The 15317-nt window shown below is 59.2% G+C and carries 15 protein-coding genes, 2 tRNA genes and 1 other RNA gene; 9 read left to right on the top strand and 9 right to left on the bottom strand.

From position 1 onward, the window contains the following. Positions 1-294, bottom strand: coding sequence for a DUF3467 domain-containing protein (locus tag MPAL_RS13010; RefSeq protein WP_048146102.1), 294 nt, complete (start codon positions 292-294; stop codon positions 1-3). Between the two features lie 311 nt (positions 295-605). Here MPAL_RS13010 and MPAL_RS13005 point away from each other — a divergent pair, with 311 nt between their 5' ends. The 3 genes from MPAL_RS13005 to MPAL_RS12995 all read left to right on the top strand — a co-directional run bounded on the left by MPAL_RS13005 (position 606) and on the right by MPAL_RS12995 (position 3996). Continuing rightward, positions 606-1406, top strand: a complete 801-nt coding sequence (locus MPAL_RS13005) for a cohesin domain-containing protein (RefSeq protein ID WP_048145416.1) — start codon at positions 606-608, stop codon at positions 1404-1406. 159 nt (positions 1407-1565) lie between these two features. Next, the gene (locus tag MPAL_RS13000) at positions 1566-1871 is read left to right on the top strand and encodes an MscL family protein (RefSeq protein ID WP_012619189.1); all 306 of its coding nucleotides are present in this window, start codon (positions 1566-1568) and stop codon (positions 1869-1871) included. Between the two features lie 103 nt (positions 1872-1974). Continuing rightward, positions 1975-3996, top strand: coding sequence for a GAF domain-containing protein (locus MPAL_RS12995; RefSeq protein ID WP_012619188.1), 2022 nt, complete (start codon positions 1975-1977; stop codon positions 3994-3996). Here MPAL_RS12995 and MPAL_RS12990 read toward each other — a convergent pair. Then, positions 3956-4345 (bottom strand): nucleic acid-binding protein, encoded by a 390-nt coding sequence (locus MPAL_RS12990; protein WP_012619187.1) that lies wholly within the window; start codon positions 4343-4345, stop codon positions 3956-3958. The genes MPAL_RS12995 and MPAL_RS12990 overlap by 41 nt on opposite strands. 68 nt (positions 4346-4413) lie before the next feature. Between MPAL_RS12990 and MPAL_RS12985 the strand changes: the two genes are divergently transcribed. Further along, positions 4414-4644: a MarR family transcriptional regulator gene (locus MPAL_RS12985; RefSeq protein ID WP_012619186.1), complete on the top strand. Its 231-nt coding sequence runs from the start codon at positions 4414-4416 to the stop codon at positions 4642-4644. After that, entirely contained in the window at positions 4641-4985 is a 345-nt protein-coding gene (locus MPAL_RS12980; protein ID WP_012619185.1) for a transcriptional regulator, read from the top strand. The genes MPAL_RS12985 and MPAL_RS12980 overlap by 4 nt, the downstream gene beginning before the upstream one ends. Positions 4986-4995: 10 nt before the next feature. On the opposite strand, the gene MPAL_RS12975 is transcribed toward MPAL_RS12980, so the two are convergent. Continuing rightward, complete coding sequence (locus tag MPAL_RS12975) at positions 4996-6678, bottom strand: phospholipase D-like domain-containing protein (RefSeq protein ID WP_012619184.1); 1683 nt, start codon at positions 6676-6678, stop codon at positions 4996-4998. A gap of 91 nt (positions 6679-6769) precedes the next feature. Beyond that, complete coding sequence (locus MPAL_RS12970) at positions 6770-8962, bottom strand: adenosylcobalamin-dependent ribonucleoside-diphosphate reductase (protein ID WP_012619183.1); 2193 nt, start codon at positions 8960-8962, stop codon at positions 6770-6772. Between the two features lie 233 nt (positions 8963-9195). Between MPAL_RS12970 and MPAL_RS12965 the strand changes: the two genes are divergently transcribed. Genes MPAL_RS12965 through MPAL_RS12960 form a run of 3 tightly spaced genes read left to right on the top strand, consistent with a single transcriptional unit; the run spans position 9196 to position 10265 of the window. After that, a complete protein-coding gene (locus MPAL_RS12965) occupies positions 9196-9801 on the top strand; it encodes an amino acid kinase family protein (RefSeq protein WP_174255662.1) in 606 nt (201 codons plus the stop codon). Positions 9802-9842: 41 nt separating this feature from the next. Further along, positions 9843-10004 carry a zinc finger domain-containing protein gene (locus MPAL_RS15420; RefSeq protein WP_012619181.1) on the top strand — a complete coding sequence of 54 codons (162 nt, stop codon included), beginning with the start codon at positions 9843-9845 and terminating at the stop codon, positions 10002-10004. Positions 10005-10007: 3 nt separating this feature from the next. Beyond that, positions 10008-10265, top strand: coding sequence for an elongation factor 1-beta (locus MPAL_RS12960; RefSeq protein ID WP_012619180.1), 258 nt, complete (start codon positions 10008-10010; stop codon positions 10263-10265). An 11-nt stretch (positions 10266-10276) separates the two neighbouring features. Here MPAL_RS12960 and MPAL_RS12955 read toward each other — a convergent pair whose 3' ends face one another. From MPAL_RS12955 to MPAL_RS12940, 5 genes are all read right to left on the bottom strand, one after another. After that, positions 10277-11233 carry a malate dehydrogenase gene (locus tag MPAL_RS12955; RefSeq protein ID WP_012619179.1) on the bottom strand — a complete coding sequence of 319 codons (957 nt, stop codon included), beginning with the start codon at positions 11231-11233 and terminating at the stop codon, positions 10277-10279. A gap of 12 nt (positions 11234-11245) precedes the next feature. Then, positions 11246-11556: signal recognition particle sRNA (gene ffs, locus MPAL_RS15415), an RNA gene on the bottom strand. A gap of 14 nt (positions 11557-11570) precedes the next feature. Further along, positions 11571-12602, bottom strand: coding sequence for a hypothetical protein (locus MPAL_RS12950; protein WP_012619178.1), 1032 nt, complete (start codon positions 12600-12602; stop codon positions 11571-11573). A 66-nt stretch (positions 12603-12668) separates the two neighbouring features. After that, positions 12669-12743 (bottom strand) — tRNA-Ile (locus MPAL_RS12945). A gap of 16 nt (positions 12744-12759) precedes the next feature. After that, positions 12760-12832 (bottom strand) — tRNA-Asn (locus MPAL_RS12940). Between the two features lie 223 nt (positions 12833-13055). Between MPAL_RS12940 and MPAL_RS14830 the strand changes: the two genes are divergently transcribed. After that, the gene (locus tag MPAL_RS14830) at positions 13056-15296 is read left to right on the top strand and encodes a CHASE4 domain-containing protein (protein WP_012619177.1); all 2241 of its coding nucleotides are present in this window, start codon (positions 13056-13058) and stop codon (positions 15294-15296) included. Positions 15297-15317 lie beyond the last annotated feature (21 nt).

Raw genomic sequence — 15317 nt, 5'->3', positions numbered from 1 at the left:
CTACGAGTATCCTCGCAGTGTCGTGACCGGGCCGCCCTTCTGGTCCTTGGGCGGGTCGATCTGTCCGAACTTCTCCTCGTACTCCTGCATCGACTTACCGAGCACGGCCAGCAGGCTCTTGGCATGCCGGGGAGAGATGGTGACGATCGCCTTCGCCCGGGCCTGGTTGGTGCCGGGGATCTGATGGAGGAAGAGGAACGTGAATTCATCCTCCTTGAAGGCGATCTGGATCATATTGCTGTAGACCGGATCGAGGTCCGGGGGCATGTTCACTGAGATCTCCTGCGAACTCATAGCATAGAGTATGGCAGGGCCTGAATTAAGGTCTGTCGACATGGCCAGGAACCAGAATATCCCTGACATCCACCCATTCGATACCTGCCGTGACGCATCGTCACGTAGCGATCCAGTGTATGAGCCACGGAATCAAGAGATAAGTATCCCTCTTACTGCAGTAAGGCCGTTCCTGGAGAATTTTTGATTTTTGGTTACTTTTTTCCCCTATCTGAAGAAGATCGTTCACTTATTTAGGTTGATATTCTGACGAAAATATGCTCACTGTTGAATGTCGAAAGTATTATATTCTTAACGAAATAGTGCCTATCATGAAGTTCCAGAAGACGATCATAGTACTCATATTTCTCACCCTCATCTGCGTCTCGACTGCAGGCGCATCGGGGACGGTAAAGTTCCATATTCCGGAGATCTCAAATGCTGCGGTGGGTGACACCGTGGATGCAACGCTCTATGTTGACAACAACGCAAACCCACTCATCAGTGATATTGCGCTGGACCTGAACTGGAGCAACGGAGTTCTCCAGTATGAGGGCACCACTTTCTCAACAGGAAGTACCAATCTGGCGGAGGAGTACGGCTCCCACATAGTGACTATCAATATGGGTGATCACACCAAGGGTATCGCAACAGGCGATGTGGCGTTGGCCCATATCAAGTTCAAGGTCCTCACCCCCGACAACTCCCCGATCGAAATCAAGGTCGTTAACGTCGTCGACCTGTCGGGCAATGACCTCACCGGCACGGCGACCGCGGTGAATGGCGAGGTGAAGGTCGGAACCCAAACCACCACACCATCGACCACTGCTCCCACATACTCGTATCAGACCGGATCGATAGATTCAGGGGGATGGCAGACCGTCAATCTGGATGTTACGAGCACCGACAGGTATGACATTCTTGGCCTCGCGTACAGCACTGCGAACACCTTCGAGATCTATGTCTACGATCCATCCACCGGCAGTATCATCACCATGGCCAAGACCCCGTATTTTACTGCAAACAACCTTAACTACATCCTGACCTACTCAACACTCAAGCCAGGCAGGTATACCGTCATCATCCACTCCACCAGCGGGTCAGGAAACTACACCTTCTTCCATTTCTACTGACGAATGCCGACCCAGGGATCATAAGGACTGCGACCGGTCCATATGGGTCCCCTTTTTTACCAGATATCACCAGCGCCCTCGTGGTCACATCGTCCCGGACGAACATTATTAATCCGGCCTTATCTTCTGAACTGGTATGGTCCTGACGAGGTGTCATGAATGAGTCTTGCAGAAGAGTTTGTCGCGTTCTTGAAGCAGTACCAGGTGATCGGACTGGCCGTCGCGTTCATCATGGGGGTGACGGCGACCAAGGTGGTGACCGCCGCGGTCAACGATCTGATCATGCCGATCATCGCGGCCCTCCTCCCGGACGGGGACTGGAAGACGGCCGTCCTCCAACTGGGGCCGGTGAAGTTCCTGGTTGGGGACTTCGCTGGGGTGCTGCTCGAGTTCGTCATCATCGCGCTGGTGATCTTCATGATCGTAAAGTACCTGATGAAGGAGGACGCGACCGAGAAGCGCTGAAGAGAGGGCCGGCTGGTGAGAGGCCGGGGAGAGGACCGGCGTGTTTTTAGGGGTTTACACCCCACACTGGTCAATAACTCTCAATTTGGGACAGTGGAGTACCATGACCTTTAAAACATCCCTCTCCAGCGGGATCGATCCCGGCGCAGCCATTCTGGCCGCACTCATCGTGATCACCTGGCTGATCACGATCGCATCAATCTTCGGTGCCCTTCCTCCACTCCACCCGTTCCTGCTCCTGCTGCCGGCGGTGCTGCTCGCCTATCGGTACCAGAAGCGGGGAGTAGCGGTGGCCGGGGGATTCGCCATCATCTACCTCCTCCTGCTCCTCCTCTCCGGTCCGAACCTGCCGGCGATCCTCGGCGGCGGGGTCGCGGCCGTGATGATCGTGGTAGCCGCAGCAGCCGTTGCCTTCCCATCATACGAAGCAGAGGCCTACGGCCTCTGGTACCGGGCGGTCTACCACCGTTCAGGCGAGGCGATCCTCTTCTTCTACCCCGAGACCGGGGCTCTCCATGATGCCAACCTGGCGGCCGGAGCTCTGCTCGGCTATCCCCTCGAAGATCTGCTCCAGCGACCGTTCACGTCGTTCTGTGACGGAAACCCGGACCTGATCGCCAGGGTTCGGGACCTCCCGCAGAGGAAACAGATCTATGAGGAGGAAGACTGGTTTGCCGGTAAGGAAGGCCGACTGTACCTCCGGTACTCCCTGGCCATGATCACCGAAGGGCTGGCGATCTGCAGGCTCGCCGACAGAACAACAGAGCGGAATTTCCTCGACCGGCTGGTCAGAAAGGAGGAGGACGAGCGCCACCTGCTCGCGGCCCTCCCGGCCACCGCCGGGATCCTCTTCGACGAGGACCTGCGGATCACCGCGGCCGGTGGAAAAGCGCTCACCGAACTAGTCGGGCCGGCAGACCTAGTCGGAAGGACTCTCTGGGAAGGGCTTCCCCACACCCTCGCAGCCCCGTTTGAACCACCTTTCCGGGCGGCGCTGACCGGTCGGGAGGCCGAGGCCGAGGTGACCGCCGGCGAAGCGATGTACCTGGTCAGAGCCGCCCCGGTGGTGAAGGAGGACTGGACGATCAGTGGCGGGGTGGCCTCGATCACCGAGATCACGGGTCTTCGGGAGGAGGGGAGAGCGCAGCAGAGCCTCTCTGCCGGAGACAACCTGTTCGCCTCACTGGTGCAGAGTGAGGGGAAGATCGACCGCGAACTCTGCAGCGAGACCCTCGCGGCGCTCATCGCCCGGACAGGCTCGACGATCGGATACATCGCATTCCCAGACCTGACCGGCACCTGTCTCTCGATAGCGGCTTGGTCCGAGGGGGTGATGAAGGGGTGCGCCCTCCATGACGCCGAGTTCACTTGGACAATAGCAGACATGGGGCTCTGGGGAGTCCCGGCCCGGGACAGGCTGCCGGTGATCGTCAACACCTACCAGGGGCAACTCCCCAAAGGACATCTCCCCCTGCAGCGCTACCTCGGAGTGCCGCTGGTCAGGGACGACCAGTTGATCGCCGTCGCCGGGGTCGCCAACAGCCCGGTGCCGTACACCGATGGGGACACCGACGCGGCCAGGGAACTGCTGGCAGCGCTGGACCGGGTGCTCTCCATGCGGCGACAGACCGACGAACAGAGGAGGGAACTGACACACTTTCAGTCGCTCTTCACCCACGGACCGTTCCCGGCGGTGGTGCTGAACCGGGAGAACGAGATCCTGGAGGCAAACCCGGCCTTCGTCACCCTCACCGGCAGAACTGGGGGTTCGGTCCTCGATCTCCTGCAGCCGGAGGACCTGGGCAGGACCAGGACCTTCCTTGCGAACGCCAGGATCGGCCAGGGATCAGGAGAGGGAGGGATCGAGTGCCGGCTGCTGATACAGAACGGTCATCACGATCTATACTGCCAGGCATCGGTCACAGCCGAGCGGGACCTCCTAGTGGTGATGGTCGAGATCACTGGCGAGAGACAGGCTGCAGAGGCACGCCGGCAGATCGCCGCCGAACTGCAGCGCCTGACCGGGAGAGAATTGACCCCTGACGAAGAGGAGGCCTGGGATGCGCTGACCGCCCTGACCAGGTTCAATACCGTCCCTGACCTGTTGAAGCAGAGAGGATCCTGATCCCCTCAGAATCCTCGACCATCACCTCTTTCTTTCCCTGATAAACCTGCACGGTCCCGATGATCCTGACCTCCTCCCCTTTCTGCACCTGTATCGCTACAGCCGTCTCTGCTGGCACAAAGACAGTGGTCCCATTGACCGTGAGGAGGAGATTGCTGCCGGTCCCAGTCCAGGCAACTGAACTGACCGTCCCCTGGAGGCTGACCTGGTCCCCCTCGTGCGCTTCGCTTGAGAAGGGGTGCGCGAAGTACCCGGGCCCCAGGGCGGTGATCAACAGGTTAATCCCTACCACCGCCCCGATTACGCCCAGCAACAGCAGCAGGGTCAGCCGTTCCTGTGAGACGAACATACTCTGATCTCGATCTTTTCCTATATAGCAGCGACAGATTCATATGTTAACGGCGTTAACATATAAGTATGGAAACGACTGACCTTCCACCATCGTCCAGAACGGTCCTCCATATTCTGGAGGACACCGGTGCGATGACACATAAACAGATCGTCTGCAGTTCCAAACTAGCACCGCGTACTGTACGCTACGCTCTCAAAAAGCTCAAAGAACACCAGTTGATCATTGAAAAGTTCAACTTCCGAGATGCTCGTCAGATCATCTACCAGCGTAGAGTCAATCAACCGGTGACTGCATGAACGAAAAACCCCCTGGATGCAATATCATGAGATGTGACGCGATGCTCCATCGCTATGTCCCGCCGATGCGGGCAGAGATGGTCTATCGTCTCGTCCACCGCCAGGGGGTTCCTCAGAGCGAGGTTGCCAGACGGCTCGGCATCAGCAGGGCTGCAATCTCGCAGTATATCTCAAAGAAACGAGGCGGATCTGAGATCGATCTCTCCGGAGAACTCGATCAGATGATCAACCGCTGGGCCCTCGCCGTCATGGGCGAGGAGGATGCCATCACCCTCTGTGATGTCTGCAAATGTTCCAAGGACGGGAAATGCCTGTACTCTTCTGATCAAACTCTCGAATAAGAACGACCGATCACGCCCGGCGCCGGCGAACTGCCAGCGCAATCATCACCAGCACCACCGCCGCAATCCCCCCCTTGAGGGGATCAAAAACCGTTCTTCCGATCTTTCCCCCCGAACTGCCGCTCCGTGCGTCCCAGTCGGTGGCGAAGACGGCCGCATAATAGGCTCCGACCCCAGGACTGTCAATGATCAGCCCGGCCTCCCGGTTCTCGTTCGGAGAGACGGTGTTCCAGTTGATCGAGGAGACCAGTACCTGCCGGTCGTCGACGATCACCCCCTTGTTGTGGATCTTCACCAGGTCCTGGGCGGTGAGATCCGCCAGCCTGGCCTCAAGGGGCAGGTGTTCTGCAGCCGCGACCTGATTGATGTAGGCGACCATCTCGTCGTTGTCCTTGTCATCATCGATATTGAACCAGGCCGAGTCCAGGATCACCTGCACCGTCACCCCGCGCCGGGCGTCGTCGATGGCCGCCTTGAGGAAAGAGTTCGGCGTCCCTGCCGAGGTGTTCTTGATGTAGGCTTGCTCGATCCTGACCGAGTGGGTCGCGCCGGCGATCAGATCTGTGATCAACGAGGAGGTGTCGGGGGCCAGCACCGGAGTGACGGTGGTGTCTGAGAAGGTGGCCGCCGGCGATCGGGCCTGAAATGTTCCGCTCGCCTCCTCCTCACCACCCCCCGGGCCGGCCGGGGCCGGGGCGATGTCGACACCGGACCAGTCGAGTGAGAAGACCCCGGCAAAGTAGGCCGCCACCCGGGGATCGGAGACCCTGACCCCCCAGCCCCGGTTGCCCGACGTCCCCTCTTCAGGGAACCCGCCGGGCTTGAAGTTCTCGCTGGTGACCAGCACGATCGAATCATCGACCACCAGATACTTGGCATGGTCGTACCGGTACCGGGCATGCACCCCAGATACGCCACCAAGCAGCATCACCGGGATCTGGTGCTCCTGCAGCGACCGGATCACCCCCTTCTCTGCCGGAGAGATCCCGCCGACCGGTCCCCCTTCGAGCAGTACCCTGACCGAGACCCCCCGGCCGACTGCTTCGATCAGCGCCGCCCCGATCGCCGGGTCGGTCAGTTCATAGACGTTCAGGTCGATCGACTGCCGGGCGCTGTTCACCGCGTCATAAAAGACTCCGGCCGAGGAGTCAGGGGAGACGAAGGCGGTCAGAGTCACATTGTCGTAGGTGGCAGGGGCCAGTTGTGATTGCCCGATCATCAGCATCCGCCGATCCCAGGCCCCGTCCGCATAGATATGGATCTGCCCCTGTTTGGGGGCCACGTCCCCTGGCCAGGTGATCGTCTGGATCACTGTGCCATGATCGGTCAGGATCAGCTGGTCATGCTCGTTCCCGAGCCGGAGATCGCCCTTCCTGACCATGTTCTTGATCGCAGGAGAGGAATCCATCATCTCGTACTCAGGCGACACCCCGAAGGTCTGCCGGTACGCTGTCCCGTTCCGTGCGATCACGGCCCTGGAGTCGAGGACGGCACTGGGCGGAAACCGGAGCGAACCCACACTATCGCTGATGATCAGGTCGGCGAGCGGCCCGGTCCCTGCCAGCACCAGGTACTCGTCGGGCTCGTTCTTGGTGTAGGTGTCCGGGCAGAACTCCACGATCTGAATGGCTGCCACACTGGACAGCCACAGGCAGAGCAGGAGGGTCAGAACCACCAGGGCCCATCGCTGCATATGAATCGATTATACAGTGACCGTCTTTAAAAATCAGACGGTTTTGATCCGACCGTGGGACAAAAAAAGAGGTGCTCCCGGACGCCCGGGATTAACTGCAGCCGCTCCAGCCGCAGTTCTTGCAGGTCCCCTTGTTACACCCTTCCCCGAAATCGAGTGGCTCCTGGCACTCCGGGCAGAGCCGTTTCTGATCGGTCTTGCGGATCTGCCAGTTGTTCAGGGTCGTGATGCTCTGGTTGGTGGCGGAGAGCTCGATGCACCGCCCAACCACGTCGGCACAGGAGAAGCCCTCGGAGGACGGGTTCCGAATCGCAGAGACACAGTTCACCTTCGCGAACTGTTTGACGAACTTATGATACGGAACCCCATTCTGGAGACCGGTGCTGATCGCGCGGCCGAGGGCATTGCTGTTCGCCTCGCACCCGCTTCCGACGGTCCTGATGAAGACCTCGATCGGTTTCTGGTTGAGGAGATTCACGGTGACGTACAGGGAGCAGCAGCCAGATTGGCAGAGGTAGGTCCTCCCGGAGAGTTCCTTCGGGCGGCTGATTGAGACGGTCGGGGCAGGGCACAATGTCTGGACGGCGACCGGGGAAGGAGACGGGGCGGCCTCCTTGAGAGTGAGCACCACGTCCTCCCGGCTGTTCGTCCGGTAGATCGTGATCCCCTTCAGCCCGAGCCGCCAGGCGAGCAGCAGCGCCTCGGCGCAGTCATCCCGGGTGGCAGATTTCGGCATGTTGATCGTCTTACTGATGGAGGCATGCACCTCCCGCTGGAACGCGGCCTGCATCTCGACATGGTCCCGCCAGGGGATGTCGAGGGCGGTCTTGCAGAGCCTCCGGAACGCCACCGGAAGCCAGACGAGGTCCTGTACCGTCCCGGTCTCATGGACATGGGCGATCACCTCATCGACCCGATGGGTCTGGTCGTCCCCACTGTACCCCTGCAGCGCAAGAGTCTCCTCAAGGGCCTCTTTGAAGACCGGGTTGACGACGAGAAAGGTCTTCCCCACCGTGTTCTTTCGGGTGTAGGCAAACGAGAAGATCGGCTCGATGCCGCTCGAGCACCCGGCTAACAGGGAGATCGTGCCGGTCGGGGCGATGGTGGTCATCGCAGCATTCCTGACCTGGAATTCTGTCCAGACGGATCCCTGGAGGGCCGGGAACGGGCCGAGGAGTTCAGCAAGCACCCGCGACTCGTCGACAGCTGTCTCGCTGACCACCTTCATCACATGCTCGCACCAGACCCGGGCCTCCGGAGAATCGTACGGGAGACGGACCATCAGGAGGGCGTCGTGGACCCCCATCAGCCCGAGCCCGATCTTCCGGGTCGTCCGGGTTGCCTCGGCGATCTCCTCGATTGGGTAGACGTTCTTGTCGATGACGATGTCGAGGAGGCGGACACCGGTCCGGACCGTCTCCTTGAGGAGGTCCTCGTCCAGGACGTGCCCCTTCACGCAGGCGGCGAGGTTGATGCTGCCGAGCACGCAGCTCTCGTACGGGAGGAGCGGCTGCTCGCCGCACGGGTTGGTGGTGTCGATCATCCCGAGCTGCGGGGTCGGGTTGTGCCGGTTGATCTCGTCATAGAAGAGGATGCCTGGCTCCCCGTTCTTCCAGATCCCGTCCACGATCCCCGACCAGATCTGGCCGACGGTGATCGCTTCGCCGGTGTGAGGGTGGACCAGCCAGACCTTGTCGAAGGTCTTCTCCGAGACGAGGTGCATGAACGCGTCGTCGACCATCACCGAGATGTTGAAGTTGGCGATCTCCCCCTCCCGGGTCTTGGCATTGATGAACGCCAGGATGTCGGGATGCTGGACGTTCAGGATCCCCATGTTCGCCCCGCGCCGGCGTCCACCCTGCTTGATCACCTCGGTGGCAGCGTTGAAGACCCGCATAAAGGAGATCGGTCCCGAGGCGACTCCCTCCGTCGACTGCACCGGGGACCCTTCAGGCCGGATGTTGGAGAAATTGTACCCGGTTCCGCCGCCGGTCTTGTGGATGATCGCCCCCTGCTTCATCGCATCGAAGATCCCGCCGATCGAATCGGGGACCGGCAGGGTGAAACAGGCGGAGAGCTGCCCAATCTCAGTGCCGGCGTTCATCAGAGTGGGGGAGTTGGGGAGGAACCGGAGAGAGGCCATCGCTTCATAGAAGCGGGCGGCCTCGGCCTCGTCCGCGGCAAGGGCGGCGGCCACCCGGTGGCAGATGTCCTCGAAGGACTTCTCCCCGGCTCTCAGGTACCGTGCGGACAGAATACTATCGACTATAGGTGACGAATTCATATTTTACCTCGAATTGTAGCCTGATATCTCAGAATTGCAGAATCTGGCAGGCCATGTTGAATGATCATTCTGTTCCCTTCAGTTAAATTGGAATGGTCATCGACACAATTGTCCAGTTCCATTCTCGGTGAACAAAATTCTTCTCCATGCGATATCAACTGCCACGGATAGGGTCAATCGTCGTCAGAAGAAGGGTGATCCTATATTCGGGTGAGACTCCCCACCTGTATACGATGAGCATGCAGAGCGCACTGGTCGTGAAGCTCGGGGGATCACTGCTCGACCAGGTTCCCCGGCTGGTGAAGGAATTGCAGCGATCAGAGCGGTCGCTGCTGCTGGTGCCGGGGGGCGGACCCTTCGCCGACCAAGTCAGAGCCCTGTCACTGGATGGGGATGAGGCCCATTGGATGGCGATCGCCGGCATGGAGCAGTTCGGGTGGTACCTCGCCTCGCAGGGGATGGAGCCCACCGACCGACTGTCCATGGACAGAGGAATCAGCGTCCTTCTCCCATACCGGCTGCTCAGAGAGGAGGACCCGCTGCCGCACACCTGGGAGGTCACCTCCGACACGATCGCGGCCTGGGTGGCCGATAAACTCCACCTGGACCTGCTCCTGATCAAGTCGGTCGATCGCCTGACTATTGGGGGGAGGGCGGTGGACCTGATCGAGCAGCCGGACTGCTGCAAGGAGGTCGATCCCTGCCTGATTTCGTTCGTCCTCTCCCATAGGATCCCGACGACCATCGTGAACGGACGGGTCGCCGGACGGGTTACTGAGTACCTGGGGGGGGTGCAGATCCCGTGCACTGCGATCAGGTCCCCAGAAACAAGTATTTAATTGTCTCAGATCAGATAGTACTGCAGATTTCGAGGAACGTTATGGCAATAAAGAAATGTACATCGTGCAATGCGCCTCTGGCTGAGGTGGGCGGCACCAGTTTTGGATGTCCCCAGTGCGAATATGAGATCAAGCGGTGCGAGCGGTGCAGGGAGCAGTCAATCCCATACATGTGCCCTCAGTGTGGATTCCAGGGGCCCTGAGCGATGGGCAGTGTAGCACTGATCCTCAAGGTGATGCCGGAGTCTCCGGATGTTGATCTTGAAGCACTGAAGGCCGCGATGCGTGCCAAGGTCCCTTCGATCCAGGATATCCAGGAAGAGCCGATCGGCTTTGGGTTAAAAGCGCTTAAGGTCATGGCAGTCGTCTCTGATCAGGGTGGCGAGACCGATGCACTCGAAGAGGCGCTCTCATCGATTGAGGGTGTCGAGCGTGCTGAGATCGCCGAACTGACGCTGACGTAAAACAGAAAATTTTATTCTTCTTTTTCAAGCCGATCAAAGATCAGATCGGTATTCATCCGGATCTTCTCGACCGATGTCTGGAATGCTTTCACTTCGTCCGGCTCGATCGTGATAGGGATCGGCGTAACGCCGGACCGGTTCACCAGCGCAGGAACCCCGATACAGACCCCCTTTCCAATGTTGTGCACCTCACTCTTCAGATAGGTCGAAACGGTCAGAATACGATTCTCATTGCCGAGCACTGTCCGTACAAGCGTGGCGATCGCCTCGCCCGGACCATAGACGGTCGAACCCTTGTACTTGATGATCATCTCCCCCCCCTGAATGACCGATTCGATCATCCTGTCGACGGGAAGGTCCGAGAACGTGGGTAGATTGCAAATTCTGATCCCCCCGAGCGTCGTGGCCGACCAGAGCGGAACCATCGATGCGCCATGCTCCCCGATGATACGGGTATGCACCTCGCTGACATGCACCTTGAAGTACGCCGCGATCAGCGACTTCAGCCGCATCGAGTCCAGGTGGGTACCGAGTCCGAAGACCTGTTTCTGTTTCATACCCGAATATTTGAGTGCTACAGCCGTCATCACGTCCACTGGGTTCGTGATCATGAAGAGATGCGCAGACGGTGCGATTTCACCGATCGTGGTCGCCGCCTCTGCGACGATACCGGCGTTCTTCACCGCCAGGTCCATCCGATCCTCGCCGGATTTGCGGGCCACACCAGCAGTGTAAACGATCACATCGGAGCCCGCCAGATCTTTCAGATCTGTGGTCCATTCGAGGGCCACGTCGGTGCCTCTGGCAGCATACGAGTCCTTGAAATCACGGGTGATCCCTTCGAGCAGGTTCTCACGTCCCGGTCTGCCGACCAGCAGGATCTCCTTCACATAGGGAATCTCTGATATCGGATGGGCGGCGAAACAACCCACACTGCCGGTAGCTCCGATGATAGCAACTCTGGACATTATACCTCAAAAATGGGAACGCGTTATCGGTCGACAGTACGTGCCTGACCTTGCTAGAGACCCCTCCTCCACCCCGCACTCCCGCGGGCGCCAAACGTCTACAGTAAGTCTGCTCCCTTCCGGGCCTGGACCGGTGTCCGCAGCAACAGGTCGCAACTCCCTCCGGAGTATTGAATCCTGTCCGCCGACCTCGCAGGACAAGGTATCAACGTTGGGATACACCAGACTCAGTCAGATCGTTAAAGCCTTCCTCAAACTTCGCCCTCCGCATGGCGGCGGTTTCGGATAACAGGTGACGCCGAGCCACCCGGGCTAGTTCCCAACATTGATTGTCTCGTCAGGGGATAAATATCTCTCCCCTGACATGCGCGTTCCATTCAGAGAGGATCTGACGGGTCTGATACAGATCCTCCTTATGGAACAGGTCCAGCACCGCCAGGACCGGGCGTGGACCGATCACCTGGTGCAGCCTGAGCAGGTCCCCCTGGTAGACGCTGACCTGGTGAAGATCCCCGGTCCCCTCGGCCACCAGCAGAGGATCTCGACGGATCGGTGTCTCCGCCAGTTCTGCGAGATCGACCTCACTGCTGACCGAGGAGAGACCGAGCATCGCCCGGTTCACCTGGAGGTTGGACCCTGCCCAGAAGGCAGCGGCATACCAGGCATCGTTCATCACCACTGCCGGCGCCCCGAACAGGGCCGCGGCCAGCCCGAGGGTTCCCGGGCCACAGCAGGCATCGACGAAGAGGCGGTCGTCTCCCGTCCGGCACCGGGAGGCGACAGCCCGGACCTTCGGGCTCCCTGGGCGCGGCACCTCGATGTGCATCAACGAATGCTGTCGATAGAGGACCAGGGGCCCTGCAGGAGTTGGAACAACCGAGGCCCCAACATCACAGCCGGCGAGCAGGCGATGGTGGTCGGCCGGCAGATCGAGGGTGGGATCGACGGCTCCCGGGACCACCTGTCGGTCCAGGATCACCCCCTTCACCTCAGGCACCTCCCTGACCAGCCGTTCTGCCGAATGATCGGTCACATGCTGGGAGAGGAGGATCAGAGAACGGGCAGGAAGAAACGGAGCTCGCCGGAGCACTGTCGCCGGGTCGAGCAGCGGCACCCCCACAGCCAGCAGCGGTGCGGTGCGGGGGAGGTTTCCTTCCTCGACCATCACCGCATAGATGTGGGCAAAGACTTCATCGATGAACCGTCTCCCGCAGGTGCAGGGGAGGAGATACGAGAGATCTGCTGGGGGTCGGCGCTTGTCGAGCAGTCGGCCGGTACAGTCTTGACAGGGGGAGAACCGATCAGCGAGGCCGGCCAGCAGGGCTGGAGCATCGCGGATGCATTCCCCCCCACAGACAGGACAGGCCATAGTGTGCACATACGGTAGTCCAGTATAGATACCTTCTGAACTGTTCGCAGATCATTGGCAGAGTAGTGGGCCCGATGCGATTCGAACGCATGACCGCCCGGTTATGAGCCGGGCGCTCTGACCGGACTAAGCTACGGGCCCAAGGATAAAAGAAAGACGCCGCCAACAGGACTCGAACCTGTGGCATGCTGGTTAACAGCCAGCCACTCTACCAACTGAGTTATGGCGGCAGGAGCACATTGTGTGCTTTAATGAGTTGCCCCCCGGCGTTATTAAAGGTAACTGTCGCCTTTTGTCCGGTGCCTAACCTCTCTATTATATCTTCTGGAGACAAAAATTTTCATAACTATCATCGGAGTGATCTGAACCTCGTGCTGCGCAGGGAAGAACGCCTGAAGAGAACCGAAGAAAGACCCTGCCCCGAAGTGGCGTCCGGGTAGCCGGGAGCAGCAGATGAAGATCCAATCCAAGGTCATTCTGATCGGAACCGTGATGCTTGTCACCACCCTGCTCGCACTCACCCTCTTCTCCATTATCATCCTGCGGCCCAGTTACACCGCCCTTGAACAGGGGGATACCATTACCGAGATGGACCGTGGGGTCTCCTCCCTGCAGAACGACCTTGAAGAGATGAACAGAAATCTCGTCGACTGGGCGTTCTGGGACGACACCTATCAGTTTGCCAGGGGAAAGGATCTGACCTACCCTAGTAGCAACCTGATGAAGGAGACATTCTCCAACCTGAACCTGAACGGTCTGCTGATCTATGACAGGGATGGGAACCTGGTCTATGCACAGGGATTCAACCTGACGACCGACGAATACGCTGACCTTCCGGAAGGGCTCAACGCTTCGATCGCCACCCACCATCAGACCCTCTTCTCTGGAACGGGACATCAGTCAGTCAATGGGACGTTGCTCCTGCCAGGCGGGCCAGTGATGATCGCCGCCGCCCCGATCCTGACGAGCACCTTTCAGGGCCCTCCGGCCGGAACGATGATGATGGTCCGTTCGCTCGACCAGCGCTGGCTCGCCAGAATCTGTTCGAGGTCAGGGATCCCTGTCTCGATCCTGACCATTGAGCAGGCAGCGGCTGATCCCCGTCTTCTCAGGATGACTCACCCTTTGAACAGAGGGGAGCCGGTGACAGAACCGGTGGATGACTTGACTATCAGGGGATATCAACTGATCAAGAGCCTGGATGGGAACGACGGGTTCATCCTGTCAGTTGACAACACCCGCACCATCACCAGGACCGGGTCAGCCACCATCGATGGATATCTGAAGATCATCGGACTGTTTGGAGTGCTCTTTGCCCTGTTCACCATCTATCTGATCAGGAAGAACTTCATCAGTCGCCTGAACATCCTGACCACGGGAGTTCTGTCTGCAGAGCAGGGGGACGGCAGGCGAAAGAGGATAGAAAAGATCAGGGGGACGATGGGCGATGACGAACTGACGGTACTCGGGACTGCGATCAACCGGATGCTGGATACGATCGACCGGGCACAGGCGGCGACTGAGGCCAGCGAAGAGCGATACCGGAGCGTGATCGAGGATCAGACCGAACTGATCTGCAGGGTCGACGTCACCTTCACAATCACCTTCATGAACAGGGCCTTTGAGGACTACTTCGTTGCCGACCAGGCAAAAGGCCAGAAGATCCGGACTCTCTTTCCAATGATGCCGGAACCGGTGAAAGAGAGGGTGGTGCTCTTCCTAAAAGGCCTGACCCCGGATGAACCGGTCGGAGAGACTGAGATCCTGTTTCAGATCAAGGGAGACACGCGCTGGGCGGCCTGGACAGTCAGAGGGCTCTTTGATGCAACCGGAGTGGTGACCGAGTACCAATTCGTCGGCAGGGACGTGACCGCCCAGAATCAGGCGTTCATCGAACTGAAGGAGTACCGCGATCATCTCGAGGAACTGGTGGATCAACGGAGCGAGGAGATGATGGGGATGCAGGAGGAACTGCTGAATATCGAGCGGCTTGAGTCGATCGGGGTCCTCGCCGGCGGAATCGCCCATGATTTCAATAACCTCCTTTCAGCCATCCTCGGCAACATCGAACTGGCAAGGATGGACCTCGATGAGGATTCGCCACTCGATGAGCGAATGGCCGAGATGGAACAGGTGGTCCTTCGTGCCACCGCCCTGACCCGTCAGTTGCTGACCTTTGCCAAGGGAGGTGCTCCGATCCGGAGATGGGTCCACCTCGGTCCGATGATCAAAGACACTGCAGAATTCACCTGCAGGGGATCGCCGGTCAAATGCTCCTGCAGAGTCCCGGACGATCTCTGGATCACTGAGGTGGATCAGAACCAGATCTCCCAGGTAATCAACAATATCGTCCTGAATGCGGTACAGGCGATGCCTGACGGAGGGATACTCAGGGTAACCGCAGAGAACAGTGAGTACGACTGCGGCGAGGTGGTACCCCTCGCCGCCGGCAGATATGTGAAGATCGCCCTGACAGACGACGGCCCAGGGATCCCTGCAGAACAGGTCTCGCGGATCTTTGATCCATTCTTCACCACCAAGACAGCTGGGAGCGGCCTCGGTCTTTCGACCTCGTTCTCGATCATCCGGCAGCACAACGGGTTGCTCCTGGTGGTCTCGACCCCGGGCGAGGGAACCACGTTCACGATCCTGATCCCGGCAGCAGCGAACGGTGACGTCCCTGTAGAAGAGTGAGACGAGCCAATGAGAAAGACG

This window comes from Methanosphaerula palustris E1-9c, from assembly GCF_000021965.1.
Lineage (GTDB): Archaea > Halobacteriota > Methanomicrobia > Methanomicrobiales > Methanospirillaceae > Methanosphaerula > Methanosphaerula palustris.
Note: the sequence above shows the minus strand (reverse complement) of the source record. Positions and strands in the feature narration are given on the sequence as shown.

Bases quoted from the DNA above. Each gene is read 5' to 3' on its own strand.
- MPAL_RS12995 (WP_012619188.1), top strand. From the start codon at position 1,975: ATGACCTTTAAAACATCCCTCTCCAGCGGGATCGATCCCGGCGCAGCC.
- MPAL_RS12960 (WP_012619180.1), top strand. From the start codon at position 10,008: ATGGGCAGTGTAGCACTGATCCTCAAGGTGATGCCGGAGTCTCCGGAT.
- MPAL_RS12965 (WP_174255662.1), top strand. From the start codon at position 9,196: ATGAGCATGCAGAGCGCACTGGTCGTGAAGCTCGGGGGATCACTGCTC.
- MPAL_RS12985 (WP_012619186.1), top strand. From the start codon at position 4,414: ATGGAAACGACTGACCTTCCACCATCGTCCAGAACGGTCCTCCATATT.
- MPAL_RS15420 (WP_012619181.1), top strand. From the start codon at position 9,843: ATGGCAATAAAGAAATGTACATCGTGCAATGCGCCTCTGGCTGAGGTG.
- MPAL_RS13005 (WP_048145416.1), top strand. From the start codon at position 606: ATGAAGTTCCAGAAGACGATCATAGTACTCATATTTCTCACCCTCATC.
- MPAL_RS12975 (WP_012619184.1), bottom strand. From the start codon at position 6,678: ATGCAGCGATGGGCCCTGGTGGTTCTGACCCTCCTGCTCTGCCTGTGG.
- MPAL_RS12970 (WP_012619183.1), bottom strand. From the start codon at position 8,962: ATGAATTCGTCACCTATAGTCGATAGTATTCTGTCCGCACGGTACCTG.
- MPAL_RS12990 (WP_012619187.1), bottom strand. From the start codon at position 4,345: ATGTTCGTCTCACAGGAACGGCTGACCCTGCTGCTGTTGCTGGGCGTA.
- MPAL_RS14830 (WP_012619177.1), top strand. From the start codon at position 13,056: ATGAAGATCCAATCCAAGGTCATTCTGATCGGAACCGTGATGCTTGTC.
- MPAL_RS12950 (WP_012619178.1), bottom strand. From the start codon at position 12,602: ATGGCCTGTCCTGTCTGTGGGGGGGAATGCATCCGCGATGCTCCAGCC.
- MPAL_RS12980 (WP_012619185.1), top strand. From the start codon at position 4,641: ATGAACGAAAAACCCCCTGGATGCAATATCATGAGATGTGACGCGATG.
- MPAL_RS13000 (WP_012619189.1), top strand. From the start codon at position 1,566: ATGAGTCTTGCAGAAGAGTTTGTCGCGTTCTTGAAGCAGTACCAGGTG.
- MPAL_RS13010 (WP_048146102.1), bottom strand. From the start codon at position 294: ATGAGTTCGCAGGAGATCTCAGTGAACATGCCCCCGGACCTCGATCCG.
- MPAL_RS12955 (WP_012619179.1), bottom strand. From the start codon at position 11,233: ATGTCCAGAGTTGCTATCATCGGAGCTACCGGCAGTGTGGGTTGTTTC.